Consider the following 24,262-nt stretch of genomic DNA (forward strand, 5'->3'; position numbering starts at 1 on the left):
CGAATTGCGACTGGTGTGGTTGAGGAAGCGTGAAGAGCGGCGCTCCTGCCCCTACGGAATAGCCGCACTGCGCCACGGCAGTCTTGGCGCGACGGTGCGGCATGTGCAACGGCCCGCGTGGCTAGGGAGCTGCGTTCTTCCCCTCGACGAGAATGCCCTGTTCGCGGCCGCAGACCTCCACCAGGAAATCCCACACCAGCCTCAGCCGCACCGACCGGTGCAACTCGCGCCGCGTGCACATCCAGTATTCCCGTTCGATGAACTCCTCCGGCAGCACCGGCACCAGCCGTGGGTCGTGCAGGCCCATGTACTGCGGGAGGATGGCGATGCCGATGCCCGCCTGGGCGGCTTGTTGCTGGGCAACCACGCTGGTGCTGCGGAACACCACCTGCGGGTGGCGGCAGAAGCTGTGGTGGAACAGCAGTTCCTGGCTGAACAGCAGGTCGTCGACGTAGCCGATCCACGGGTGCTGGCTGAGGTCCTCGCGGTCGCGCAGGGGCGGGGCGTTTTCCAGGTAGGCGGGGCTGGCGAACAGGCTCAGGCGGTAGCGGGTGAGCAGGCGGCTGATGAGTAGGTCGGCGCTGGGGCGTTCCAGGGTGATGGCGATGTCCGCCTCGCGGTTGGTGATGCTGACGAAGCGTGGCACCGACACCAGTTCCACCTCCAGCCCGGGATACCTCTGCATCAGTTCGCCCATGCGCGGGGCGAGGAACATGGTGCCCAGGCCTTCGGTGACGCCGATGCGGATCTGCCCCAGCGGCGAGATGGCCTGGCTCATTTCCTCCTGGGCGAGGAGGGCGGTGTTTTCCATGGCCTCGGCGTGCTTGAGCAGCGCCTGGCCGGCCGGGGTGAGCTGGTAGCCGCCGGTGTGCTGGGCGAACAGCTGGGTGCCGAGGTCACGCTCGATGCTCTCGATATGCCGCGCCACGGTGGCGTGGGTGGTGCCCAGGCGCTTGGCGGTGGTCAGCAGGCGGCCGCTGCGGTGCAGCTCGAGGAAGTAGCGCAGGTCATTCCAGTCGAACATGGGCGGCTCTCGTTGGCAGAAGGCGCACTGTTAGAAAACGCACAGCAGGTGACTCGAAACGACTGTTCTTTTATCACGAACGAACGACTAGGCTCAGTCGTCATACCCAAAAGAACAAGAAACGACGAGGTGCTTTCCATGCCGCAGGCACTGGATGCTTATGACTACCTGATCGTTGGCGCGGGCCCTGCCGGCTGCCTGCTGGCCAACCGCCTGTCCGCCGACCCCGCCAACCGCGTGCTGCTGCTCGAAGCCGGCGGCCCGGACAACTATCCCTGGATCCACATCCCCGTCGGTTACCTCTATTGCATCGGCAACCCGCGCACCGACTGGTGTTTCGACACCGAAAAGGTGCCGGGCCTGAACGGCCGCGCCATCAAGTACCCGCGCGGGCGCACGTTGGGCGGCTGCTCCTCGATCAACGGCATGATCTACATGCGCGGCCAGGCGCTGGACTACGACGGCTGGGCGGCCGAGGGCAATCCTGGCTGGGGTTGGAACGACCTGCTGCCGCTATTCATGAAGATGGAGGACCACTTCGCCGGCGCAAGCGACTTGCACGGCTCCGGCGGCGAATGGCGGGTGGAGAAGCAGCGGTTGTCGTGGGCGATCCTCGATGCCTTCCGCGAAGCGGCGGCGCAGTCCGGCGTGCGCTCGGTGGAGGACTTCAATGGCGGCGACAACGAAGGCTGCGGCTATTTCCAGGTGAACCAGCGTTCCGGCGTTCGCTGGAATGCGTCGAAGGCTTTCCTGCGGCCCATTGCCAACCGCGCCAATCTCACCGTGCTGACCCACGTCGAAGCCCATCGTGTACTGCTGGAAAACGGTCGCGCGGTGGGCCTGGAAGTGAACTGGCAGGGGGCTCGGCGTGAACTGCGGGCCCGGCGCGAGGTGATCCTCTGCGCCGGGGCGATCAACACGCCGGTGTTGCTGCAACGCTCGGGCATCGGTCCGCGCGATCTGCTGGAGAAGCACGGAATCGGAGTGCGCCATGAGCTCTCCGGCGTCGGCGGCAACCTGCAGGATCACCTGCAGCTGCGCCTGATCTACCGCATGAACGGCGCACCTTCGCTGAACCAGATCGCCTCGACGCTGTGGGGCAAGATGGGCATGGGCCTGGAGTACCTGTTCAAGCGCAGCGGGCCTCTGTCCATGGCGCCGAGCCAACTGGGCGCGTTCGCCAAGTCCGACCCCGGCCAGCGTTCGGCCAACCTCGAATACCACGTGCAGCCGCTGTCGCTGGAGCGCTTCGGCGAGCCGTTGCACAGCTTCCCGGCGTTCACCGCTTCGGTGTGCGACCTGCGCCCATTGAGCCGTGGCTCGGTCACGCTGCGTTCGCTCGACCCGCGCGACAAACCGGTGATCCAGCCCAACTACCTGAGCCACCCACAGGACCTGCGCGTAGCCGCCGATGCCATCCGCCTGACCCGGCGTATCGCCGCCGCACCCGCGCTGGCGCGTTTCAACCCGGTGGAGTTCAAGCCCGGCCCGGATTACCAGACCGAGAAAGACCTGCACCGCGCCGCCGCCGAGATCGGCACCACCATCTTCCACCCGGCCGGTACCTGCCGCATGGGGCAGGGCGGGGGGGCGGTGGTGGACAGCCAGTTGCGCGTGCATGGCATTCCCGGCCTGCGCATCGCCGACGCTTCGATCATGCCCAGCCTGACCTCCGGCAACAGCTGTTCGCCGGTGCTGGTGATCGCGGAAAAGGCCGCGCAGATGATTTTGAGCGAACCCGCGCGCGGCGCGGAGGTCATCCCTTCCAGTGGGCGCACACAGGAGGAAGCTCCGGTGGCGTGACGGCGATCCCGTCTGCCCACTTTTTATTTGGCGTGTAGCAAGACAACCGGTATCGCGCGGTGTGAAGGCCGTGGCAGTCGAGGCTGACAAAAACAAGAGCCCCCAGAAGGGGCAGGAGAGCCCGTAATGACCGATGTAGCACAGCCCAGCTCCTATGAGCGTCCCGCGACCACGCGTCGCGACGAGCGCAAGGTGATCTTCGCCTCGTCGCTCGGCACGGTGTTCGAGTGGTACGACTTCTTCCTCTACGGATCGCTGGCGGCGATCATTGCCAAGCACTTCTTCGCCGGGGTCAACGACACCACTGCCTTCATCTTCGCCCTGCTGGCGTTCGCCGCCGGCTTCCTCGTCCGTCCCTTCGGCGCGCTGGTGTTCGGCCGCCTGGGCGACATGATCGGGCGCAAGTACACCTTTCTCGTCACCATCCTGCTGATGGGCCTGTCGACCTTCGCCGTCGGCCTGCTGCCGGCCTACGCCACCATCGGCGTGGCGGCACCGGTCATCCTCATCGTGTTGCGCCTGTTGCAGGGCCTGGCGTTGGGCGGGGAGTACGGCGGCGCGGCGATCTACGTGGCCGAACACGCGCCGGACCACAAACGCGGCGCCTACACCAGCTGGATCCAGTGCACCGCCACCGGCGGGCTGCTGCTGTCGCTGGTGGTGATCTGGGGTTGCCGCCAGCTCACCGGGCCGGAGTTCGAAACCTGGGGCTGGCGCCTGCCATTCCTGATTTCCATCGTGCTGCTGGGCATCTCCACCTGGATTCGCCTGTCCATGCACGAGTCGCCGGCGTTCCTGAAGATGAAGGCCGAGGGCAAGGTGAGTAAATCGCCTCTCAAGGAATCGTTCACCCGCTGGAGCAACCTGAAGATCGTGCTGATCGCGCTGTTCAGCATCAACGCCGGCCAGGCGGTGACCTTCTACGCGGCGCAGTTCTACGTGATGTTCTTCCTCACCCAGGTGCTCAAGGTCGACCCGGCGCTATCCAACGGGATGCTGATCGTTGCGCTGGTGATCGGTGCGCCGCTGTTCGTGATCATGGGCTGGCTGTCGGACAAGGTCGGTCGCAAGCCGGTGCTGATCACCGGGTTGCTGCTGGCCACGGTGCTGTATTTCCCGCTGTTCAAGGCGCTGACCCACTACGCCAACCCGCAGATCGACGCGGCCTCGCGCCAGGCGCCGGTCACCGTGATGGCGGACCCGGCCACCTGCACCTTCCAGTTCGATCCGGTGGGCAAGGCCAAGTTCGACAGCGCCTGCGACAAGGCCAAGACGCTGCTGGTGAAAGGCGGCGTGCCCTACAGCACGCTGGCTGCGCCGGCTGGTAGCGAGTTGGTGGTGACCGTGGGCGAGAAGCGCATCGAGGGCTTCGACGCCGCCGCGCTGGGCGCAGCGGTGAAGGATGCCGGCTATCCGACCGTGGCTGATTCCTCGCTGGTGAACCGGCCGATGGTGGTGGCCATCATCGTCGCGCTGATCTTCATCGCCACCTGCTGCTATGGCCCGCTGGCGGCGCTGATGGTCGAGCTGTTCCCGACACGCATCCGCTACACCTCGCTGTCGCTGCCGTACCACATCGGCAACGGCTGGTTCGGCGGGTTGCTGCCGACCATCTCGTTCGCCCTGGTGGTGTATACCGGCAACATCTTCTACGGGCTCTGGTACCCGGTGCTGGTGACGGCGATGAGCCTGGTGTGCTCGCTGCTGTTCCTGCGCGAGACCAAGGACAACGACATCCACGCCGATTGACCGGCGCTTGAAGTGAACGAGGCCCGCGCGATGCGGGCCTTGTTCATGGCGGGGAGGTATCGCGGCGACACGGTGTCGCTTACCCTATGCCGACTTGGCCTGCGCAGCGGGCCATTCGTATTGGAGTTCGAGCATGAGTCAAGAGATCGCCACCGTTACCGTCAGCGCCGAGCACTGGGGCCGCGAAGCCGAAGCAGTGGATAACGCCCGCGTCACCATCACCCTCAGCGCTCCCGAAGAAGGCGTGATCGAGGTGCGTTTCAAGGGCCAGCTGGATGCCCCGGAAGAGCCGACCCACGTCTGCGTGACGCTGGATAAGGGGTTGTCCTATTACGGCGAGATCCAGGGTGGCGAGGCGAATGAAGAGGGCGGCTGGCTGCGCTTCGAGGGCGAGCTGATCGATCTGGAAGGTTTTTAAGCCGAAAGTTCCCTGGAGGATACGCCGCAAGCCGATGTTGTCCTGCGCAGCGGACTCCATTTTCAATGGCGTTCCCAGGGGCCATCGCTCCTACAAAATGCCCGCCCAATGAAAAACCGGCCATCTGGGCCGGTTTTTCATTGCCTGTGGATAACCTCACTGCTGCGGGATCATCCCCTCGATGCGCTTGGCGAAGGCATTGGCCAGCGGGCCATCGGCGAGCAGCAGCAGGTAGTCGTGCTCGGACTTGGCCGCCGGGGCGATCTGGTACTTCAGGGTGCCCGAGGCGACCTGGCCGACCACCGGTACGGTCAGGGTGCCGACGCATTCCAGTACGCCGCTGTCCGGGTCCTTGTCGATGATCGCCACGTCCTTCAGCTCGGCCTTGCTCAGCGCATCGGACTGGGCGGAAAGCGCGCCGGAGAGGAAGACCTTCACCAGCTGGTTCTTCACGTCGTCCGAGCCGCAGACCTTGGCCTCGTTCCCCCCGCAGGCGCTCAACAATGCGGCTGCGGCCAGCACGGCCGAGAATTTCAACAGTTTCATCTATCCACCCTGTGGCGTTCCATGATGGCCATTGGATAGGAAGTTACCGGAAAAATTCCCTGTCATCTCGTCCCGTTTCGCCAGCTCGACGGCGAAACGGGAGTAGGGCCATGGGCCGTCAGACCACGAAGCGCGCCACCATGCCGTTCAGGTCCACGGCCAGCCGCGACAGTTCCTGGCTTGCCGCGCTGGTCTGGGTGGCACCGGCCGAGGTCTGGGTCGCCAGGTCGCGGATGGTCAGCAGGTTGCGGTCCACCTCGCGGGCGACCTGGGCCTGTTCCTCGGTGGCGCTGGCGATCACCAGGTTGCGTTCGTTGATCAGCGACATGCGTTGCAGGATCACCTGCAGCGAGTCGCCTGCCTCGCCGGTGCGGCTGACGGTGCGCTCGGCGTGGGCGGTACTGCTGAGCAGCGCGGTGACGGTGCGATCGCTGCCGTTCTGGATGGCCGACACCAGCTCCTCGATCTCACGGGTCGAGCTCTGCGTGCGCTGGGCCAGCGAGCGAACCTCGTCGGCGACCACCGCGAAACCACGCCCGGCCTCGCCGGCGCGGGCGGCTTCGATGGCGGCGTTGAGCGCCAGCAGGTTGGTCTGCTCGGCGACGCTGCGGATCACTTCCAGCACCTTGCCGATGTCCTGCGCCTGGTTTGCCAGGGCTTCGGCCTGCTGCGAAGCCTGGCCCACTTCACCAGCCAGGATGCCGATGGCGCTGGAGGTTTCGTCCACCCGCTCGCTGCCGCTGCGCGCGGCGTCGATGGCCTCGCGGGAGGCGGCGGAGGTCGAGGCGGCGTTGCTGGCGACTTCCTCCACGGCGCTGGTCATCTGGTTGACCGCGGTGGCGGCCATCTCGATCTGGTCGCTCTGCTGCTGCAGCGCGCGGCTGCTGTCGTCCATGACGCTGTGCATTTCCTCGGCGGCCGAGGCCAGCTGGCTGGCCGAATTGCCGATGCCACGGATGGTCTCGCGCAGGCTGGTCTGCATCTCCGCGAGGGCCTTGAGCAACTGTGCCGGCTCGTCACGGCCCTCGATGCCGAAGCGCTGGCTCAGGTCGCCGCTGGCGATGGTCTGGGCCACGCGCACCGCCTGGCTTAGCGGTACGACGATACTGCGGGTGAGTTGCCAGGCCAGTAGCAGGGTCAGGCCGACACTCAGCAGCAGAATGCCGCCGACCACCATTCGGCCGCTCTGGAACTGCTCCACGGCGCGGTCGGCGGCAGCAGCGGCGCCGTTGCGGTTGAGGTCGATCAGCGCGGTGAGGCGCTTGTTCAGTTCGGCGCCCTGCTGGGTGATGTTGCCGTTGAGGATGTGCAGCGCGCCTTCCTCGTCGTTCTGGCGGACCTTTTCCAGCAACTGGTCGACAAAGCCCAGGTAGCCGTCCAGCGCCTGGCGAAGTTCATCGGTGCGCTGCTGCTCTTCGCTGCTGAGGATCAGCCGGCGGTAGTCGGCCAGCACCTTGTCCTTGTCCTGCCGCGCTTCGGCGATCAGCTCCAGGCTGTGCTGGCGCGCGGTGCTGTCGTGGTTGACCAGCAGGCGCATGGATTCCAGGCGGATGCGGGCGATGTCGCCCGACAGCTGGTTCATCTGGCTGATGCTCAGCAGCCAGTTGCTGTCGATTTCCTCGGAAGCGGCGCGCAGGGTCGACAGCTTGTACAGCGAGAACAACCCAAGAAACACCAGGAGCAGGCCCATGACAGCGAAACCCAGGGACGCGCGGCGGCCAATACTCATGCTTCTGAACATCGTGAATTTCCCTTTTCTTCATCCATTGTGTGGAGCCGGCAGGCTCTGCCATGCACGGTGATGGCGCGGTGATATTACTTGGCGCCAATTTTTCGCTGCAGTGGCAAAACAGGACTCGCAGAGGAAATTCCTGGCCGTTCTGACCAAGGGCAAGTCAGGCGAGCGTGAGCCAGGCCAGTACGGCGTAGCGCCCGACCTTGGCGACGCTGACCAGAAGCAGGAAACGCCACAGGGGCTCGCGCATGACACCGGCGACCAGTGTCAGCGGGTCACCGATCACCGGCGCCCAGCTGAGCAGCAGCGACCAGTTGCCGAAGCGCCGGTAATGGCGCTGGGCTTTCTCCAGCGCCGCATCGCTCACCGGAAACCAGCGGCGCCCGCGCCAGCGCTCCAGACCCCGGCCCAGCAGCCAGTTCACCAGCGAGCCGAGCACATTGCCCAGGCTCGCGGCCAGCAATAGCGACCACACGGGGTACTGGCCGCCCAGCAGCAGAGCCACGAGCAAGGCTTCGGATTGCAGTGGCAGCAGGGTGGCGGCGGTGAAGGCTGAGAGGAACAGGCCAAGGTGGGCGGCCAGGGCAAGGCTGAGCATGAGTCTTGGATTGGCCGAAGGACAGGAAGAGTGAGAGTGGCAGAACCAGCGTGCTAAAAATTCGGAATAAAGAGAAAAGGTTCCGGTGTCTGCGGATACTATATGTCCTATCTTGCTGATGATTTGGTAGGAATTTACTTTCGCGGCGTGTTTCCCCGAATACTTCCTACATCAGTACGCCACAAATCTCTTGGGGAACGCTGTGAAGAACTGGACTTTACGCCAACGCATCCTGGCCAGCTTTGCCGTCGTCATCGCGATCATGCTGCTGATGGTGGTGATTTCCTACACCCGCCTGCTGCGCGTCGAGGCCAGCACCAAGCGGGTCAGTGAGGACGCCATGCCTGGCACTTACGCCCTGACAACCGTCCGCTCGGCCTGGACTGACAGTATCCTGCTGACCCAGGTGTTGGTCGGCCTGAGTGACGGCAAGGCCCTCGACGAGGCTCGTCGCCAGGAGTTCCGTGCCAATCACGACACCCTGATCGAGCGCATTGCCTCCTACGAACGCACCGTCAACGATCCGCGCGACCATGAGATCCTCGCCCACTTCAAGCAGCAGGCGAGCGAGTACGACGCGTTGCTGGGCCAGGTACTGCAGCTTTACGGCACTGACCGTGAAGCGGCGCGCAAGCTCCTGCTGGATCGCCTGGAGCCCATGTGGGAAGACGGCCGCAAGACCCTCAACCAACTGATCTCGCTGAACAAGGAGATCGCCGATGCCGCTTCCGCGAACATCGTCACCGAGGTGACCACCGCCAAGGCCATCATGCTGATCTCCCTGCTGCTGGCCATCGCCGTCGCCGCGGTGTGCGGCCTGTTGCTGATGCGTGCCATCACCGGACCGGTGAGCCAGGTGGTCAAAGGTTTGCAGGTGATGGGCAGCGGGGACTTCACCACGCGCCTGGCGATGGAGCGCAACGACGAGTTCGCGGTGATAGAGACCGGCTTCAACGGCATGGCCGAGGAGCTCAAGGGCCTGGTTTCGCAGGCGCAGCGCTCGGCCATCCAGGTGACCACCTCGGTCACCGAGATCGCCGCCACCTCCAAGCAGCAGCAGGCCACCGCCACCGAGACCGCCGCCACGACCACCGAGATCGGCGCTACCTCGCGGGAAATCGCCGCCACCTCGCGCGACCTGGTGCGCACCATGACCGAAGTGTCGTCGGCTGCCGAGCAGACTTCCACCCTGGCCGGCTCCGGCCAGCTCGGCCTGGCGCGCATGGAAGAGACCATGCACCACGTGATGGGCGCTGCCGAGCTGGTCAACGCCAAGCTGGCGATCCTCAACGAGCGCGCCGGCAACATCAACCAGGTGGTCACCACCATCGTCAAGGTGGCCGACCAGACCAACCTGCTGTCGCTCAACGCCGCCATCGAGGCGGAGAAGGCCGGCGAGTACGGCCGCGGCTTCGCCGTGGTGGCTACCGAAGTGCGCCGGCTGGCCGACCAGACCGCCGTGGCCACTTACGATATCGAGCAGATGGTCCGCGAGATCCAGTCCGCCGTCTCTGCCGGCGTAATGGGCATGGACAAGTTATCCGAGGAGGTGCGTCGCGGCATTTCCGAAGTCGGCCAGGTCGGCGAGCAGCTCTCGCAGATCATCCAGCAGGTGCAGGCCCTGGCACCGCGTGTGCAGATGGTCAACGAAGGCATGCAGGCCCAGGCCACCGGCGCCGAGCAGATCAACCAGGCGCTGGTGCAGCTGGGCGAGGCCACCGGGCAGACTGTGGAATCCCTGCGTCAGGCCAGCTTCGCCATCGATGAGCTGAACCTCGTGGCCAACGGACTGCGCAATGGCGTCTCGCGCTTCAAGGTCTGACACCGCCGCGGCGGGCAGGCTGTACCTGCAATTCCGCCTGGGTGCGGACCGCTATGCGCTGGATGTCCATGACGTGATCGAAGTGCTGCCGGTGCCGGCGCTCAAGCGTGTGCCGGAAGCACCAGCCTGGGTTGCCGGGCTGTTTCCGCACCGTGGCGAGCTGCTGCCGGTGCTGGACATGAGCCAGCTCGCCTTCGGCCACAGCGCGCCACGCCGCACCAGTACGCGTCTGGTGCTGGTGCGCTATCGCGCCGTTGCGGAAGGGCAGGAACAGCGGCTCGGGCTGATCCTCGAACAGGCCACCCACACCTTGCGCCGCGACCCGGCGAGCTTCCGTGACTATGAACTGGACAACGGCAGCGCCCGCTACCTTGGCCCCGTTCTGGAAGACGAGCAGGGCCTGTTGCAGCGCGTGAGCGTCGACCAGTTGCTCAGCGACGAAGCCCGCGCGCGCCTGCTGCTGGACGGGAGTGCGCCGGCATGACCACCGATCCGCGCTTCGCCCGGTTGCTCAAGGAACGAATCGGCCTGGACGCCGAGTCCGTCGGCGACGCCGTGATCGAGCGCGCCGTGCGCCAGCGCTGCAACAAGGTCAGCGGTGGCAATGGCGAGCATTACTGGATGCTTCTGCAGGGCTCCACCGAGGAAGTGCAGGCGCTGATCGAGGCGGTGATCGTTCCGGAGACCTGGTTCTTCCGTTATCCCGAATCTTTCGGCGCGCTCGCCGATCTCGCGTCCCGGCGCGTGCTGGAGCTGGCCGGCAGCCGCCCGCTGCGTGTGCTGAGCCTGCCGTGCTCGACTGGCGAGGAGCCGTACTCGATCGTCATGGCACTGCTGGACGCAGGACTGGCACCGTCCGCCTTCCAGGTCGATGCGTTGGATGTCAGCCGCGCGGTGCTGGAGCGGGCGGAAGAAGGGCGTTATGGCCGCAACTCCTTCCGCGGTTCCAGCCTGGAATTCCGCGACCGCCATTTCAGCGCCGATGGCAACGATTACCAACTCGCCGAGGCGGTGCGCCGCAAGGTCCGCTTTCGCGTCGGCAACCTGCTGGCGCAGGGCTTGCTGGCCGGCGAGGCGCCCTATGACTATGTGTTCTGCCGCAACCTGCTGATCTATTTCGACCGGCCGACCCAGGAACAGGTAGTGGAAGTGCTGTGTCGCCTGACGCGGCCGGATGGCGTGCTGTTCATCGGCCCGGCCGAGGCCAGCCTGATGTCGCGCATCGGGCTGCGTCCGCTGGGTGTCCCGCAATCCTTCGCCTTCCCACTGGAAAGCGTCGAACCGGCTCCCCGCATGGCGCCGCTGAACTGGACCGCGCCGGCGCCGATCCCACGTCCGGCTCCGCCCAAACCCGCGCCGGTGCGCCCGCGCCTGGCCGCCAAACCCGAGCAGCCGGTCACTGTGCCTGCCGGTAACGCGCTGGTGGAGATCGCCCGGCTGGCCAACGCCGGCCAGGCCGCCGAAGCGCGCCAGCGTTGCGAGGCGTTGCTGGCCGAGAAGGGCCCGGACGCCGAAGCCTTCTACTGGCTCGGCCTGCTGGCCGATGCCCAGGGCCAGGGTAACGAGGCGCAGGCCTTCTACCGCAAGGCCCTGTACCTGCAACCCGATCATCAGGAAAGCCTGCAGCACCTGGCCGCACTGCTCGCGGCCCAGGGCGACACGGCCGGCGCCCGGCGTCTGCAGGAGCGCGCCGCGCGAGGAGTAAAGCGCAATGGTTGAACGCGGCTACGCCACCTTTGGATCCGACCTGCCGTCAGTGGACGACTGCTGGAACCGCATCGGCGTGCGCGGCGACCGGAGCTGCCCGAAGCTGGCCGAGCACATCCATTGCCGTAACTGCCCGGTGCATGCCGCCGCCGCCATCACCCTGCTGGACCGTTACGCGCTGGGCAGCGAAGGTGCGGAGCTGGCGCCTGTCGAACCCACCGAAGTGGCCATCGAAGAGGGCCGCCCGCACCTGATCTTCCGACTCGGCGAGGAATGGCTGGGCCTGCCCACCCGCGCGCTGGCCGAGGTGGCACCGTCCTGCGTCGTGCACTCGCTGCCGCACCAGCGCTCGCCAGCGCTGCTGGGCGTGGCCAATGTGCGCGGCACCCTGGTGGCGTGCATTTCCCTGGGCGAGCTGCTCGGCCTCGACAATCGTACGGCCACTCGTGACGACGCCCGCGTCGTGCCGCGCATGCTGATCCTGGCGGCCGTTGGCGGGCCGATCATCTCGCCGGTGGACGAGGTTGAAGGCATCCATGAGTTGGACGAGGGCGCCATAGTCGAAGCTTCGTCCCAGAACCACGCGGCCACCGATCGCTTTACCCGCGGCGTGATGCTGTGGCGCAGCCGCAGCATCCGCCTGCTCGATCAGGAAGCCCTGCTCGATGCCGCCACCCGGAGCCTCGCATGACCCCGGACCAGATGAAGGACGCATCGATGCTGGAGCTGTTCCGCCTGGAGGCGGAGGCTCAGACGCAGGTGCTGGTGCAGGGCCTGATGGCGCTGGAGCGCAACCCGACCCAGGCCGACCAGCTCGAAGCCTGCATGCGCGCGGCGCACTCGCTCAAGGGCGCGGCGCGGATCGTCGGGCTGGATGCCGGCGTGCAGGTCGCCCATGTGATGGAGGACTGCCTGGTCGGCGCCCAGGAGGGCCGCCTGCTGCTGACCTCCGGGCATATCGACGCGCTGCTGGCCGGCACCGATATCCTCCTGCACATCGCCGACGCCCAGCCCGAGCGTGCGGAGCAGGCCCAGCAGGGTGTGCCGGCCATGGTCGAGCGCCTGCAGGCGCTGCTTTCCGGAAAGGCCCCGGCACCGCCGGCGCCTCCCGTTGCCATGCCGGTCGAGCCGGCCCCCGTCGCCATTGAGGCGGCTACTGAATCGCCCACGCCGCCTGCCGCGCCCGCCGAGCCGGCACCCCGTCGCCGCTCCAGCGACAGCGATGAAGCCGGCGAACGCGTGCTGCGGGTCACCGCCGAGCGCCTCAACCAACTGCTCGACTATTCCAGCAAGTCGCTGGTGGAGTCCCAACGCCTCAAGCCGCTGCTCGATTCCCTGCAGCGCCTCAAGCGCATCCAGGCCAGTGCCAGCCGCGTCCTGGATGGCGCCCGCGACGCCGCCAGCACGGCCAACCTCGACGCCGAGGCGCAGGCCTATCTGGCCGACGCGCGCCGCCTGGTCGGCGAGTGCCAGCAACTGCTCAGCGAGCAGATCGCCGAGCTGGACGAATTCAGCTTCAAGGCCGGCCAGCGCGCGCAGTCGCTCTACGACACCGCATTGTCCTGCCGCATGCGACCGTTCTCCGACGTGCTGTCCGGGCAGGCGCGGATGGTCCGCGATCTCGGCCGCTCGTTGGGCAAGGCCGTGCGCCTCGACGTGCAGGGCGCGACGACCCAGGTCGACCGCGATGTGCTGGAAAAGCTCGAGGCGCCGCTCACTCATCTGCTGCGCAACGCCGTCGACCACGGTATCGAATCCGCCGAGGTACGCGCCCGCGCCGGCAAGCCGGAGCAGGGCGTCATCCAGCCAGCTGCTGGCCCGCCATCACGCCGGCATGCTGGTCCTGGAGCTGCAGGATGACGGCGGCGGTGTTGACCTCGACCGCCTGCGCAGCGCCATCGTCCGCCGCCAGCTGTCCACCGAGGAAACCGTGGCGCGCCTCACCGAGGACGAGCTGCTGAGTTTCCTGTTCCTGCCCGGCTTCAGCATGCGCGAGCAGGTCACCGAGGTGTCCGGCCGCGGTGTCGGCCTGGACGCCGTGCAGCACATGGTGCGCCAGCTGCGCGGCGGCATCCGCATGGAGCAGGTGCGCGGGCAGGGCGCGCGCTTCCACCTTGAAGTGCCGCTGACGCTGTCCGTGGTGCGCAGTCTGGTCGTCACCATCGGTGGCGAGGCCTATGCCTTCCCGCTGGCGCACATCGAACGCATGCGCCGGTTGGCGCCGGACGAGATCGTCCAGCTCGAAGGCCGCCAGCAGTTCTGGCACGAAGGTCGGCATGTCGGGCTGGTGTCCGCCAGCCAACTGTTGCAGCGCCCCGATGGCGAAGCTACGCCGGACGAGATTCCGGTGGTGGTGATCCGTGACCGCGAAAGTGCCTATGGCGTGGCGGTGGAGAAGTTCATCGGCGAGCGCACCCTGGTGGTGGTGCCGCTGGACGCGCGGCTGGGCAAGGTGCAGGACGTTTCCGCCGGTGCGCTGCTGGATGACGGCACGCCGGTGTTGATCCTCGACGTCGAGGACATGCTGCGCTCGGTGGAGAAGCTCCTGACTACCGGCCGGCTCGAACGCATCGACCCTGCTGGGCGCCTCGCCGGCCCGGCGCGCAAGCGCGTGCTGGTGGTGGACGACTCGCTCACCGTGCGTGAATTGGAGCGTAAGCTGTTGCTGGGGCGGGGGTATGACGTCGCCGTCGCGGTGGACGGCATGGACGGCTGGAACGCCCTGCGCTCGGAGCATTTCGACCTGGTCATCACCGACATCGACATGCCGCGCATGGACGGTATCGAGCTGGTGACTCTGATCCGCCGCGACACCCGCCTGCAATCGCTGCCGGTGATGGTGGTGTCCTACAAGGACCGCGAAGAGGATCGTCGACGCGGCCTGGATGCCGGCGCCGACTATTATCTGGCCAAGGCCAGCTTCCACGACGAGGCCCTGCTGGATGCGGTGGTCGACCTGATCGGGAGTGCGCAGGGATGAAGATAGGGATAGTCAACGACATGCCCCTGGCGGTGGAGGCGATGCGCCGCGCGCTCGCGTTCGAGCCGGCGCACCGCGTCGTCTGGGTCGCCGCCAACGGCGCCGAAGCGCTGGAGATGTGCGCCGCGCAGAAGCCCGACGTGATCCTCATGGACCTGCTGATGCCAGTGATGGATGGCGTCGAGGCGACCCGCCGGATCATGGCCCAGAGCCCTTGCGCGATCATCGTCGTCACGGTGGACCTGGAGCAGAACATGAGCCGCGTGTTCGACGCCATGGGCAATGGCGCCGTGGACGCGGTGAACACCCCGGCCATGGGCTCCGGAGACCCTGCCGAGGCGGCTCGGCCGCTGCTGCGAAAACTGCAGAACCTGGCCTGGCTCAACGCCCCGCTCGACAGCCGCCCGACCGCCAGCGCGGCGCCGGCGCGCAAGGGTTCGGGGGCGCGCAAGCTGATCGCCATCGGCTCCTCGGCGGGCGGCCCGGCGGCGCTGGCCGATCTGTTCGCCCGTCTGCCGGCGGATTTCCCGGCGGCCATTGTGGTCGTCCAGCATGTCGACGAGGTGTTTGCCGCCGGCATGGCCGAGTGGCTCTCGACCCAATCGACGATTCCGGTGCGCCTGGCCCGCAACGGCGAGCCGCCGCAGCCGGGCTGCGTGCTGCTGGCCGGCACCAATCACCATATCCGCCTGGTCAAGGGCGGCGAGCTGGCCTACACCGCCCAGCCCAGTGGCCACATCTATCGGCCCTCGATCGATGTGTTCTTCGACAGTGTGGTGGAGTACTGGCCTGGCGACGCCGTTGGCGTGCTGCTCACCGGCATGGGCCGGGACGGCGCCGAGGGATTGAAACGCATGCGCGAACGCGGCTTTTTGACGCTGGCCCAGGACCAGGCCAGCAGCGCCGTGTACGGTATGCCCAAGGCTGCGGCGGCGATCGGCGCCGCCGTGGAGATTCGCGCGCTGGGCGACATCGCCCGAAGACTCGCTGAAGTCTGCGCCTGAGTGCAGGCTACGGAGCCCCATCAGATGAACCCTTTGACGAGTGACTACCCCGTGAACACCCCAGGCGATTCCGCTGTGATGGTGCTGCTGGTCGATGACCAGCCGATGATCGGCGAGGCCGTGCGCCGCGCGCTGGCGGACGACCCTGGCATTGACTTCCATTTCTGCTCCGATCCGCACCAGGCCATTGCCCTGGCCATTCAGATCAAACCCACGGTGATCCTCCAGGACCTGGTGATGCCCGGCGCCGATGGCCTCTCGCTGGTACGCGAGTACCGCGGCAACCCGGCCACCCGCGACCTGCCGATCATCGTGCTGTCGACCAAGGAAGACCCGGCGGTGAAGAGCGCGGCGTTCAGCGCCGGCGCCAACGACTACCTGGTCAAGCTGCCCGACGCCATTGAGCTGATCGCCCGCGTGCGCTACCACTCGCGTTCTTACCTCGCCCTGCAGCAGCGCGACGAGGCCTACCGAGCCCTGCGCGAGAGCCAGCAGCAGTTGCTGGAAACCAACCTGGTGTTGCAGCGGCTGATGAACTCCGACGGCCTGACCGGGCTGTCCAACCGCCGGCACTTCGACGAATACCTGGAAATGGAGTGGCGCCGCGGCCTGCGCGAGCAGACCCAGCTGTCGATCCTGTTGATCGACGTGGATCACTTCAAGGCTTACAACGACACCTTCGGCCACGTGCAGGGCGACGAGGCGCTGCGCCAGGTGGCCGGGGCGATCCGCGCCAGCGCCAGCCGCCCCTCGGACCTGCCGGCGCGCTACGGCGGCGAGGAGTTCGTCATGGTCCTGCCCAACACCTCGCCCGGCGGCGCACGCCTGCTCGCCGAGAAGCTGCGGCGCCTGGTGCAGGACCTGAATATCCGCCACGAACTGCCCACTCCGGGCTCGTCGCTGACCATCAGTATCGGTGTGGCGACGCTGATCCCCCAGGCCGGGCAGGCCTGCCGCCAGCTCATCGAACTGGCCGACCAGGCGCTCTACAACGCCAAGCACGGCGGGCGCAACCAGGTGGCCATCGCCGGCTGAACGGGCGGGCAGGGCGCGAAAACGGTGGGCGTGCTTTGTCGCAAAGCCTGAAAAGGCGGCGAAAAATCACGTATACTTGCCGGCTTTTCTACGCCCTTTACCCGTGAGAGATGCCCGCCATGGAAATCCAACCGATCCTCAACAGCATCAAGGACCTCACCGACCGTACCCAGTCGATTCGGGGGTATCTTTGACTACGATCTGAAACATGATCGTCTGATTGAAGTCAACCGCGAGCTGGAAGACCCGGCGGTCTGGAACAAGCCCGAATACGCCCAGAACCTGGGCCGCGAGCGCGCCATGCTGGCGCAGATCGTCGAGACCCTCGACGAGCTCACCGGCGGTCTGGCCGACTCCCGCGACCTGCTCGACATGGCGGTCGAAGAGGATGACGAAGGCGCCGTGGCCGACGTCGAGGCCGAAGTCCAGCGCCTGCGCGAGATCCTCGAGAAGCTCGAGTTCCGCCGCATGTTCAGCGGCGAGATGGACCCCAACAACGCCTACCTGGACATCCAGGCCGGCTCCGGCGGCACCGAAGCCCAGGACTGGGCCAACATGCTGCTGCGCATGTACCTGCGCTGGGCCGACAAGAACGGCTTCGATGCCGAGATCGTCGAGCTGTCCGAGGGCGAAGTCGCCGGCATCAAGGGCGCCACTGTGCACATCAAGGGCGAGTACGCCTTCGGCTGGCTGCGCACCGAGATCGGCGTGCACCGACTGGTGCGCAAGAGCCCGTTCGACTCCGGCAACCGTCGCCACACCTCGTTCACCGCAGTGTTCGTCTCGCCGGAAATCGACGACAACATCGAGATCGAGATCAACCCGGCCGACCTGCGCATCGACACCTACCGCTCCTCCGGCGCGGGCGGTCAGCACGTGAACACCACCGACTCCGCGGTGCGTATCACCCACGTGCCGACCAACACTGTGGTGGCGTGCCAGAACGAACGCTCCCAGCACGCCAACAAGGACACCGCCATGAAAATGCTGCGGGCCCGGTTGTACGAGCAGGAGATGCAGAAACGCACCGCCGCCTCGCAGGCGCTGGAAGACACCAAGTCCGATATCGGCTGGGGCCACCAGATCCGTTCCTACGTGCTCGACCAGTCGCGTATCAAGGACCTGCGTACCGGCGTGGAACGCAGCGATTGCGACAAGGTGCTCGACGGCGACCTCAACGAATACCTGGAAGCCAGCCTGAAACAAGGCCTGTAAACAGCACCACCCTGCAGGGCTCGCCATACGGCGAGCCCTGCCAGTAACCCCATATTGATCAAGACGCCAGGCAGATAGACGACCATGAGCGACCAACAACTCGACCAGCACGACCTGCAACAGGAAGAAAACAAGCTGATCGCCCAGCGCAAGGAAAAGCTTGCCGCCGTGCGTGAGGCCAAGGCCATTGCCTTCCCCAACGACTTCCGCCGCGCCGACTACTTCGCGGACCTGCAGAAACAGTACGCCGACAAGACCAAGGAAGAGCTGGAAGCAGCCGCCATCCCGGTCAAGGTCGCCGGTCGCATCATGCTCAACCGTGGTTCGTTCATCGTCCTGCAGGACAGCAGCGGCCGTCTGCAGGCCTACGTGAACCGCAAGACCCTGCCGGAAGAAACCCTGGCCGAGATCAAGACCTGGGACCTGGGCGATATCATCGGCGCCGAAGGCACCCTGGCCCGTTCCGGCAAGGGCGACCTGTACGTCGAGATGACCAGCGTGCGCCTGCTGACCAAGTCCCTGCGCCCGCTGCCGGACAAGCACCACGGCCTGACCGACACCGAGCAGCGCTACCGCCAGCGCTACGTCGACCTGATCGTCAACGAAGAAACCCGCCACACCTTCCGCGTGCGTTCGCAGGTCATCGCCCACATCCGTCGCTTCCTTTCCGATCGCGGCTTCCTCGAAGTGGAAACCCCGATGCTGCAGACCATCCCCGGCGGCGCGGCGGCCAAGCCCTTCGAAACCCACCACAACGCGCTGGACATGGCCATGTTCCTGCGTATCGCCCCGGAGCTGTACCTCAAGCGCCTGGTGGTCGGTGGCTTCGAGAAGGTCTTCGAGATCAACCGCAACTTCCGTAACGAAGGCGTTTCGACCCGGCACAACCCCGAGTTCACCATGCTCGAGTTCTACCAGGCCTACGCCGACTACGAAGACAACATGGACCTGACCGAGGAGCTGTTCCGCGAGCTGGCCCAGGCCGTGCTCGGCAGCACCGACGTGCCCTACGGCGACAAGGTCTTCCACTTCGGCGAGCCGTTCGCCCGCCTGTCCGTGTTCGATGCCATCCTCAAGTACAACCCGGAACTCACCGCGGCTGATCTGAACGACCTCGAGAAGGCCCGCGCCATCGCCAAGAAGGCCGGCGCCAAGGTTCTCGGCCACGAAGGCCTGGGCAAGCTGCAGGTGATGATTTTCGAAGAGCTGGTCGAGCACAAGCTGGAGCAGCCGCACTTCATCACCCAGTATCCGTTCGAAGTCTCCCCGCTGGCGCGCCGCAACGACAACGACCCGAGCGTCACCGACCGCTTCGAGCTGTTCATCGGTGGCCGCGAGATCGCCAACGCCTACTCCGAGCTCAACGACGCCGAAGACCAGGCCGAGCGCTTCATGCTGCAGGTGAAGGAGAAGGACGCCGGTGACGACGAGGCGATGCACTACGACGCCGACTTCGTCAACGCGCTGGAATACGGCATGCCGCCCACCGCCGGCGAAGGCATCGGTATCGACCGCCTGGTGATGCTGCTGACCAACTCGCCGTCGATCCGCGACGTCATCCTGTTCCCGCATATGCGCCCGCAGGCGTAAGCACAGGAGTCAGCGAAAAAGGCCGCCCACTGGGCGGCCTTTTTCGTTTTTGCGTCGATCGGGCGGACGGGCGACACGGGCCCTCCGTGCGTTTCCGAGGTCGGGCGGTTCTTGTAGGATCGTCCGACGAAATGCATGTCACTCCCGTGGCTCGTGCGCTATGTGGCACGTCATACACCCAGGCCTGACTCCCTGCCGCCTGCTCTGCCTCGCGGCCTGCTTCGTGCGCCGGTGTCGCAGCCGCATGGCGGCGATTGTTTTCCCACAGAAAAGCTCGAACAATGCGCCATCAGGCCGCGCCGTCGGAGGTAATGCCCGTGACCCCAGTGTCCCCGCGAGACAGTGCCGCGCAAGTCGCCAGCGCCATCGCCGAAAGTGTCAAATACCAGGGCCGCAAGGCCAGCCGCCAGGGCAGCGAGCAGCGCCGCCAGGCGATCCTCGACGCCGCCCTGCGGATCATCGTGCGCGATGGCGTCCGCGCCGTACGCCACCGTGCCGTGGCCGCCGAGGCCGGCGTGCCGCTGTCCGCCACCACCTACTACTTCAAGGACATCCAGGACCTCATCACCGATACCTTCGCGCTCTTCGTCGAGCGTAGCGCCGAAGCCCTGTCGACCTTCTGGGGCAGCGTCGAGGGTGACCTCCAGGCCATGGCCGCCGGCCTCGCCCAGGACGACCCACAGGCGCGCCGCGAGCTGACCGCGAATATCGTCGAGCTGGCGATCCAGTACGTCATGGTCCAGCTCAACGAACGCCGCGAGCACCTGCTGGCCGAACAGGCCTTCCGCCAGGAGGCGCTGCTCAACCCCAGCCTCAGCGATCTGGCGCAGCGCCACCGGCGGATTCTTTCCCTGGGCGTGGTGCATTTCTTCGAAGTGCTCGGTTCAAAGCAGCCCGAGCAGGATGCCCGGGTGTTGACGGCCATCATCCTGCAGATGGAGTATCAGGGCCTGCTGGACGGCGCCGACCACCTGCAGACCGAGGAAATGCGTGCCATCCTTAGCCGCTATCTCGATCTGGTGATGGGCCTGTAGCCCCGGCTGCTGCATTCCAACCCCGCCATCCGGCGGGGTTTTCGTGTCGGAACTCTGGACGCCTTGGCGCATCGCATGCAAAGGCATCCGGACCTAAGGAGGGCGTGATGAAAGTCTGGCGTGCACTGCTGCTGTTGAGCATCTGCCTGCTCAGTGGCTGTCTGGTGACGTTCAAGGACCCGATTCCGGCCAACGAGCCCGCGCCGGCTCACCTGCTGGGCCAGTGGTCACGTGTGGACGAGTACGGCGAGGAGCAGTTCCTCGAGGTCACCCGCTCCGGCTCCAACCTCTACCGTGCGCTCAGCTACGTCGACAGCAAGGACAACACCGACAGTGTCGAGGACTTCGGCTTCACCGTCGCCCATCACGGCAGTCGCTGGTACCTCTCGGCCGGGTTGCCGAAGAGCATGGGCGGCAACTTCGCCCTGGCCGGCTTCGAGATCACCGACAAGGACGAACTGGTGATCTATAACCTGGATGTCGAGCATATCCTGCAGGACATGAAGGAAGGCGCGCTCAAGGGCGAGAAGGTCGACACCGAGCAGGGTGCCGGTGCGCTGGTGAGCAGCCCGCTCGCCGACGTCATCGCCTACCTGAATGATCCGGCCAATTCCGACGTGTTCGTCGAAGCGCTGCGCTTCTCGCGCGTGACCCCGGGAGAAAAGCAATGACCCCACGGCGCAAGAAGTCCACGCCCAACGAGTACCAGCAGATCATCCGCAGCCTGTCCGACCGGATCGTCGAGGCGCAGACACCGATCCGCGTACTCGATGCCATCAAGTGGGATGACAGCATCCGCGACGACTTCCTCAAGGGCCGCGGCAAGCATGCGCCCAAGGTCGACCGCAGCTACTACGACAGTCGCCCACTGTCCTTCGACAGCAGCGCGAAGAAGCAGGAATTCCAGAACATCGAGCGCGACATTACCCGCCACCTGGGGCAGTTCAATCCGGTCGGGCAGATCATGCGGCGCATGTGCAAGGAATATCGCATGGTCATCCGCATGCTCGAAGCACGCGGCACCCAAGACTTCGGGCTGATTTCCCAGGAGCTCTACGGCTCGGCCTCCGATGCTTTTCATGCCGGCGACCCGACCCTGGCCGACCTGGGCCTGATGCTCTCGGACTACCTGAACAACATCGCCGACCGAGGCGACCTCAAGGACGAACCCAAGACCCTTACCGCCAGCGACGCGGTGCGGATGTTGCAGGAGCGCCTGAACAAGGTCTTCGACGGCAAGGAAGACACCATCCGCGTCTTCGAGTCCGACGGCATCGTCGCTGACGCGGCGGCCGGCGCCGATTACATCAAGGTGCGTGCCGACGCCATGTTCAACGAGCGCGACGTGCGCGCGCTGGAAGTCCACGAAGGCCTGGTGCACGTCGGCACCACGCTCAATGGCCTCAACCAGCCGATCTGCACCTTCCTCGCCAAGGGCCCGCCGTCGTCCACCGTGACCCAGGAAGGCCTGGCGATCCTGATGGAAGTGATCGCCTTCGCCTCCTACCCGACCCGCCTGCGCAAGCTCACCAACCGCACCCGCGCCATCCACATGGCGGAGGAGGGGGCGGACTTCCTGGAAGTGTTCAACTTCTACCGCGAGCAGAACTACAGCGCGGAAAGCAGCTACCAGAACGCCAGCCGGGTGTTCCGCGGTTCGACGCCGTCGGGCCTGCCGTTCACCAAGGACCTGTCGTACCTCAAGGGCTTCATCCTGATCTACAACTACATCCAGCTCGCCGTGCGCAAGGGCAAGCTGGAGCAGATCCCGCTGCTGTTCTGCGGCAAGGCCACCCTGGAAGACATGCGCACCCTGCGCCAACTGGTGGACGAGGGCCTGGTGGTGCCGCCCAAGTACCTGCCGCCGCAGTTCCGCGACCTCAACGCACTGTCGGCGTGGATGTGTTTCTCCAACTTCCTCAACCACCTCAGCCTCGACCGCATCGAGGCGGACTACGCCAATATCCTCTAACGATTGGACGGCATGGCGTGCGGCTGGACACGCCCTCTCCCTAACCCGGGCTACACACCCCGCTCCGAAGGGAGAGGGGATCGTTCGGTGCAGGATGACATCCTATAGCGTCAGGCGACACGGATAGCTCCCTCTCCCTTCAGGGAGAGGGCGGGGGAGAGGGGCTTTGATAGCGCGCCATTGCTGATCCATTTGAAGGAAGCTCCCAAGGATGACTTGCCGATGATCCGATGCTTCAAGGCCGCCGCGCTGGCAGTGCTGGTAGCCCTCAGCGGTTGCAGCTCGCTGCTGTTCTACCCCAGCGATGACGTCGCCATCACGCCCGCGCGGGCCAAACTGGAGTTCCGCGACGTCACGTTCACCACCGCCGATGGCGTTAAGCTCGCCGGCTGGTGGTTGCCGGCGAAAGCGGGCGTGCCGGTCAGGGGCACCGTGCTGCACCTGCACGGCAATGGCGGCAACATGGCGTGGCACCTGGGCGGCGCGTACTGGCTGCCGGAGCAGGGCTACCAGGTGCTGATGCTGGATTACCGCGGTTACGGCAAGTCCGAGGGCGAGCCGAGCCTGCCGGCAATCTACCAGGACATCGACGCCGCCTTCGCCTGGCTGGACAAGGCACCGGAGGTGCAGGGCAAACCGGTGATCCTGCTGGGCCAGAGCCTGGGCGGCGCCATGGCGGTGCATTACCTGGGCATGCACCCTGAGCGGCAGAAGAAGTTGAATGCCGTGGTGCTCGATGGCGTGCCGGCCAGTTACCGCGATGTGGCGCAGTACACCCTTAGCACCAGTTGGCTGACCTGGCCGCTGCAGGTGCCGCTGTCCTGGCTGGTGCCCGACGGCGATAGCGCGATCCGCTCCATGCCGCGACTTTCTGGCGCACCCGTGCTGTTCTTCCACAGCATCGACGATACCATTGTGCCCCTGGACAACGGCCTGACCCTCTACAAGGCCGCGCCGCCGCCCAAGGTCTTCCAGCTGACACGCGGCAATCACGTGGAAACCTTCGGGGAGCCGGTGTGGCGCGAAGTGATGCTGCGCTTCCTTGACGATCCGCAGCACTTCACCGGCCTGCGCCGGTTGGCCGAAGTCCCGAACTCTCCCTCTCCGGCGAAGCCACAGGAATCGCAGGCGGACCCGAAACAACAAGGCACCCCATGAACGACCGCAACCCGATCTCCTACATCCTCACTGTCATCGCCACCATCTTCGTCTCGGTCGGCACGCTCTGGTATTACGGCTACCTGCACTTTGCCAAGCCCGAGGACGCCCTGGAGCTGACCCAGTTCACCCTGCTGAAGAGCATCCCCGGCCAGGACACCAAACTTTCCCTCGATCCGGCCGACCAGCAGGCGCAGTGCATCGACGGCGTGCTGGTGATGTTCGACATGACCCAGAAGGGCCTGACCGGTGTGCTGGTCGACGGCCGCAAGCGCGCCGTGCGCTGCATGGGTGAGCAGACTCCGCAAGAAACCAAGTGACGGTCGGCCCTGACCCGGCGGACTGAGGGAGGAAGGTCATGAGCCATCCCGAGATCCGCATCTGGCAGGGCGACATCACCCGCCTCGACGTCGACGTCATCGTCAACGCCGCCAACAGTTCGCTGCTGGGCGGTGGTGGCGTCGACGGCGCAATCCACCGGGCCGCGGGCCCGGATCTGGTCCACGCCTGCCGCCCGCTGGGTGGCTGCAAGGCCGGCCAGGCGAAGATCACTCCCGGCTTCCGCCTGCCGGCGCGCTACGTCATACACACTGTCGGGCCTGTCTGGCGCGGCGGTGAGCACGGCGAGCCCGAGGTGCTTGCCCAGTGCTACTGCAACAGCCTGCAACTGGCCGAAGGCAACGGCCTCGCCAGCATCGCCTTTCCTGCCATCAGTACCGGTATCTACGGTTATCCCGCCGAAGCCGCGGCGCGGGTCGCCGTGGACGAACTGCGTCGTCCGCGCGGTGAAGGAAGTTCGCTGAAGGAAGTGGTGCTGGTGCCTTTCTCGGCCGAGATGGCCGAGCTTTACCGGCGCCTGCTGGCCTGAATAA

Annotated in this window: 21 protein-coding genes and 1 pseudogene; 18 read left to right on the forward strand and 4 right to left on the reverse strand. The window is 65.9% G+C overall.

From position 1 onward, the window contains the following. Window positions 1–121 precede the first annotated feature (121 nt). Window positions 122–1,024, reverse strand: a complete 903-nt coding sequence (locus tag PNI01S_RS19610; RefSeq protein ID WP_024765685.1) for a LysR family transcriptional regulator — start codon at window positions 1,022–1,024, stop codon at window positions 122–124. Window positions 1,025–1,162: 138 nt separating this feature from the next. Between PNI01S_RS19610 and PNI01S_RS19615 the strand changes: the two genes are divergently transcribed. The 3 genes from PNI01S_RS19615 to PNI01S_RS19625 all read left to right on the forward strand — a co-directional run bounded on the left by PNI01S_RS19615 (window position 1,163) and on the right by PNI01S_RS19625 (window position 4,994). Further along, window positions 1,163–2,827, forward strand: a complete 1,665-nt coding sequence (locus PNI01S_RS19615; RefSeq protein WP_024765684.1) for a GMC family oxidoreductase — start codon at window positions 1,163–1,165, stop codon at window positions 2,825–2,827. A gap of 126 nt (window positions 2,828–2,953) precedes the next feature. Beyond that, entirely contained in the window at window positions 2,954–4,576 is a 1,623-nt protein-coding gene (locus PNI01S_RS19620) for an MFS transporter (protein ID WP_065086125.1), read from the forward strand. A gap of 133 nt (window positions 4,577–4,709) precedes the next feature. Beyond that, the gene (locus PNI01S_RS19625) at window positions 4,710–4,994 is read left to right on the forward strand and encodes a hypothetical protein (protein WP_084358844.1); all 285 of its coding nucleotides are present in this window, start codon (window positions 4,710–4,712) and stop codon (window positions 4,992–4,994) included. A 156-nt stretch (window positions 4,995–5,150) separates the two neighbouring features. Here the strand turns inward: PNI01S_RS19625 and PNI01S_RS19630 are convergent, their stop codons facing one another. The 3 genes from PNI01S_RS19630 to PNI01S_RS19640 all read right to left on the reverse strand — a co-directional run bounded on the left by PNI01S_RS19630 (window position 5,151) and on the right by PNI01S_RS19640 (window position 7,873). Beyond that, window positions 5,151–5,540 carry a hypothetical protein gene (locus PNI01S_RS19630; RefSeq protein ID WP_024765682.1) on the reverse strand — a complete coding sequence of 130 codons (390 nt, stop codon included), beginning with the start codon at window positions 5,538–5,540 and terminating at the stop codon, window positions 5,151–5,153. 118 nt (window positions 5,541–5,658) lie between these two features. Beyond that, window positions 5,659–7,269 carry a methyl-accepting chemotaxis protein gene (locus PNI01S_RS19635; protein ID WP_231387784.1) on the reverse strand — a complete coding sequence of 537 codons (1,611 nt, stop codon included), beginning with the start codon at window positions 7,267–7,269 and terminating at the stop codon, window positions 5,659–5,661. 166 nt (window positions 7,270–7,435) lie between these two features. Next, on the reverse strand, window positions 7,436–7,873 hold the full coding sequence (locus PNI01S_RS19640; protein ID WP_065086127.1) for a YqaA family protein: 438 nt from the start codon (window positions 7,871–7,873) through the stop codon (window positions 7,436–7,438). Window positions 7,874–8,075: 202 nt separating this feature from the next. Here PNI01S_RS19640 and PNI01S_RS19645 point away from each other — a divergent pair, with 202 nt between their 5' ends. The 15 genes and pseudogenes from PNI01S_RS19645 to PNI01S_RS19715 all read left to right on the forward strand — a co-directional run bounded on the left by PNI01S_RS19645 (window position 8,076) and on the right by PNI01S_RS19715 (window position 24,258). Next, entirely contained in the window at window positions 8,076–9,695 is a 1,620-nt protein-coding gene (locus PNI01S_RS19645) for a methyl-accepting chemotaxis protein (RefSeq protein ID WP_084358845.1), read from the forward strand. Next, complete coding sequence (locus PNI01S_RS19650; RefSeq protein WP_024765678.1) at window positions 9,670–10,179, forward strand: chemotaxis protein CheW; 510 nt, start codon at window positions 9,670–9,672, stop codon at window positions 10,177–10,179. The genes PNI01S_RS19645 and PNI01S_RS19650 overlap by 26 nt, the downstream gene beginning before the upstream one ends. Further along, the gene (locus PNI01S_RS19655) at window positions 10,176–11,414 is read left to right on the forward strand and encodes a CheR family methyltransferase (RefSeq protein ID WP_084358846.1); all 1,239 of its coding nucleotides are present in this window, start codon (window positions 10,176–10,178) and stop codon (window positions 11,412–11,414) included. Before PNI01S_RS19650 ends, PNI01S_RS19655 begins: the two co-directional genes overlap by 4 nt. After that, the gene (locus PNI01S_RS19660; protein ID WP_084358847.1) at window positions 11,407–12,093 is read left to right on the forward strand and encodes a chemotaxis protein CheW; all 687 of its coding nucleotides are present in this window, start codon (window positions 11,407–11,409) and stop codon (window positions 12,091–12,093) included. Before PNI01S_RS19655 ends, PNI01S_RS19660 begins: the two co-directional genes overlap by 8 nt. Next, window positions 12,090–14,382 (forward strand): annotated as a pseudogene (locus tag PNI01S_RS19665) (hybrid sensor histidine kinase/response regulator). Before PNI01S_RS19660 ends, PNI01S_RS19665 begins: the two are co-directional and overlap by 4 nt. Continuing rightward, window positions 14,379–15,386: a chemotaxis response regulator protein-glutamate methylesterase gene (locus PNI01S_RS19670; protein WP_024765675.1), complete on the forward strand. Its 1,008-nt coding sequence runs from the start codon at window positions 14,379–14,381 to the stop codon at window positions 15,384–15,386. Before PNI01S_RS19665 ends, PNI01S_RS19670 begins: the two are co-directional and overlap by 4 nt. Before the next feature lie 24 nt (window positions 15,387–15,410). After that, window positions 15,411–16,421: a response regulator gene (locus PNI01S_RS19675; RefSeq protein WP_024765674.1), complete on the forward strand. Its 1,011-nt coding sequence runs from the start codon at window positions 15,411–15,413 to the stop codon at window positions 16,419–16,421. Between the two features lie 119 nt (window positions 16,422–16,540). After that, window positions 16,541–17,636, forward strand: a protein-coding gene (gene prfB, locus PNI01S_RS19680; protein ID WP_099051256.1) for a peptide chain release factor 2 whose coding sequence is annotated in 2 segments (ribosomal slippage) — window positions 16,541–16,612 and window positions 16,614–17,636 — 1,095 coding nt in all. Because the reading frame shifts where the segments join, the coding sequence is not laid out codon by codon here. Window positions 17,637–17,720: 84 nt separating this feature from the next. Further along, the gene (gene lysS, locus PNI01S_RS19685; RefSeq protein ID WP_024765672.1) at window positions 17,721–19,226 is read left to right on the forward strand and encodes a lysine--tRNA ligase; all 1,506 of its coding nucleotides are present in this window, start codon (window positions 17,721–17,723) and stop codon (window positions 19,224–19,226) included. A gap of 317 nt (window positions 19,227–19,543) precedes the next feature. Next, a complete protein-coding gene (locus PNI01S_RS19690) occupies window positions 19,544–20,260 on the forward strand; it encodes a TetR/AcrR family transcriptional regulator (RefSeq protein WP_024765671.1) in 717 nt (238 codons plus the stop codon). Between the two features lie 107 nt (window positions 20,261–20,367). Then, window positions 20,368–20,931 carry a hypothetical protein gene (locus PNI01S_RS19695; RefSeq protein WP_065086133.1) on the forward strand — a complete coding sequence of 188 codons (564 nt, stop codon included), beginning with the start codon at window positions 20,368–20,370 and terminating at the stop codon, window positions 20,929–20,931. Beyond that, window positions 20,928–22,232, forward strand: a complete 1,305-nt coding sequence (locus tag PNI01S_RS19700; protein WP_054908275.1) for a flavohemoglobin expression-modulating QEGLA motif protein — start codon at window positions 20,928–20,930, stop codon at window positions 22,230–22,232. Before PNI01S_RS19695 ends, PNI01S_RS19700 begins: the two co-directional genes overlap by 4 nt. Before the next feature lie 222 nt (window positions 22,233–22,454). Next, window positions 22,455–23,390, forward strand: coding sequence for an alpha/beta hydrolase (locus PNI01S_RS19705; RefSeq protein ID WP_024765668.1), 936 nt, complete (start codon window positions 22,455–22,457; stop codon window positions 23,388–23,390). After that, complete coding sequence (locus PNI01S_RS19710) at window positions 23,387–23,710, forward strand: PA3694 family proteiin (RefSeq protein ID WP_024765667.1); 324 nt, start codon at window positions 23,387–23,389, stop codon at window positions 23,708–23,710. The genes PNI01S_RS19705 and PNI01S_RS19710 overlap by 4 nt, the downstream gene beginning before the upstream one ends. Window positions 23,711–23,748: 38 nt before the next feature. Continuing rightward, entirely contained in the window at window positions 23,749–24,258 is a 510-nt protein-coding gene (locus PNI01S_RS19715; protein WP_065086135.1) for an O-acetyl-ADP-ribose deacetylase, read from the forward strand. Window positions 24,259–24,262 lie beyond the last annotated feature (4 nt).

Source organism: Pseudomonas nitroreducens NBRC 12694 (genome assembly GCF_002091755.1).
GTDB classification, from domain to species: domain Bacteria; phylum Pseudomonadota; class Gammaproteobacteria; order Pseudomonadales; family Pseudomonadaceae; genus Pseudomonas; species Pseudomonas nitroreducens.

What these genes read in the sequence shown, in the direction of transcription:
- PNI01S_RS19630 (WP_024765682.1), bottom strand. Translation starts at nt 5,540, where the DNA reads ATGAAACTGTTGAAATTCTCGGCCGTGCTGGCCGCAGCCGCATTGTTG.
- PNI01S_RS19610 (WP_024765685.1), bottom strand. Translation starts at nt 1,024, where the DNA reads ATGTTCGACTGGAATGACCTGCGCTACTTCCTCGAGCTGCACCGCAGC.
- PNI01S_RS19620 (WP_065086125.1), top strand. Translation starts at nt 2,954, where the DNA reads ATGACCGATGTAGCACAGCCCAGCTCCTATGAGCGTCCCGCGACCACG.
- PNI01S_RS19615 (WP_024765684.1), top strand. Translation starts at nt 1,163, where the DNA reads ATGCCGCAGGCACTGGATGCTTATGACTACCTGATCGTTGGCGCGGGC.
- PNI01S_RS19670 (WP_024765675.1), top strand. Translation starts at nt 14,379, where the DNA reads ATGAAGATAGGGATAGTCAACGACATGCCCCTGGCGGTGGAGGCGATG.
- PNI01S_RS19715 (WP_065086135.1), top strand. Translation starts at nt 23,749, where the DNA reads ATGAGCCATCCCGAGATCCGCATCTGGCAGGGCGACATCACCCGCCTC.
- PNI01S_RS19635 (WP_231387784.1), bottom strand. Translation starts at nt 7,269, where the DNA reads ATGAGTATTGGCCGCCGCGCGTCCCTGGGTTTCGCTGTCATGGGCCTG.
- PNI01S_RS19710 (WP_024765667.1), top strand. Translation starts at nt 23,387, where the DNA reads ATGAACGACCGCAACCCGATCTCCTACATCCTCACTGTCATCGCCACC.
- PNI01S_RS19705 (WP_024765668.1), top strand. Translation starts at nt 22,455, where the DNA reads ATGATCCGATGCTTCAAGGCCGCCGCGCTGGCAGTGCTGGTAGCCCTC.
- PNI01S_RS19695 (WP_065086133.1), top strand. Translation starts at nt 20,368, where the DNA reads ATGAAAGTCTGGCGTGCACTGCTGCTGTTGAGCATCTGCCTGCTCAGT.
- PNI01S_RS19640 (WP_065086127.1), bottom strand. Translation starts at nt 7,873, where the DNA reads ATGCTCAGCCTTGCCCTGGCCGCCCACCTTGGCCTGTTCCTCTCAGCC.
- lysS (WP_024765672.1), top strand. Translation starts at nt 17,721, where the DNA reads ATGAGCGACCAACAACTCGACCAGCACGACCTGCAACAGGAAGAAAAC.
- PNI01S_RS19660 (WP_084358847.1), top strand. Translation starts at nt 11,407, where the DNA reads ATGGTTGAACGCGGCTACGCCACCTTTGGATCCGACCTGCCGTCAGTG.
- PNI01S_RS19655 (WP_084358846.1), top strand. Translation starts at nt 10,176, where the DNA reads ATGACCACCGATCCGCGCTTCGCCCGGTTGCTCAAGGAACGAATCGGC.
- PNI01S_RS19625 (WP_084358844.1), top strand. Translation starts at nt 4,710, where the DNA reads ATGAGTCAAGAGATCGCCACCGTTACCGTCAGCGCCGAGCACTGGGGC.
- PNI01S_RS19675 (WP_024765674.1), top strand. Translation starts at nt 15,411, where the DNA reads ATGAACCCTTTGACGAGTGACTACCCCGTGAACACCCCAGGCGATTCC.
- PNI01S_RS19650 (WP_024765678.1), top strand. Translation starts at nt 9,670, where the DNA reads ATGGCGTCTCGCGCTTCAAGGTCTGACACCGCCGCGGCGGGCAGGCTG.
- PNI01S_RS19700 (WP_054908275.1), top strand. Translation starts at nt 20,928, where the DNA reads ATGACCCCACGGCGCAAGAAGTCCACGCCCAACGAGTACCAGCAGATC.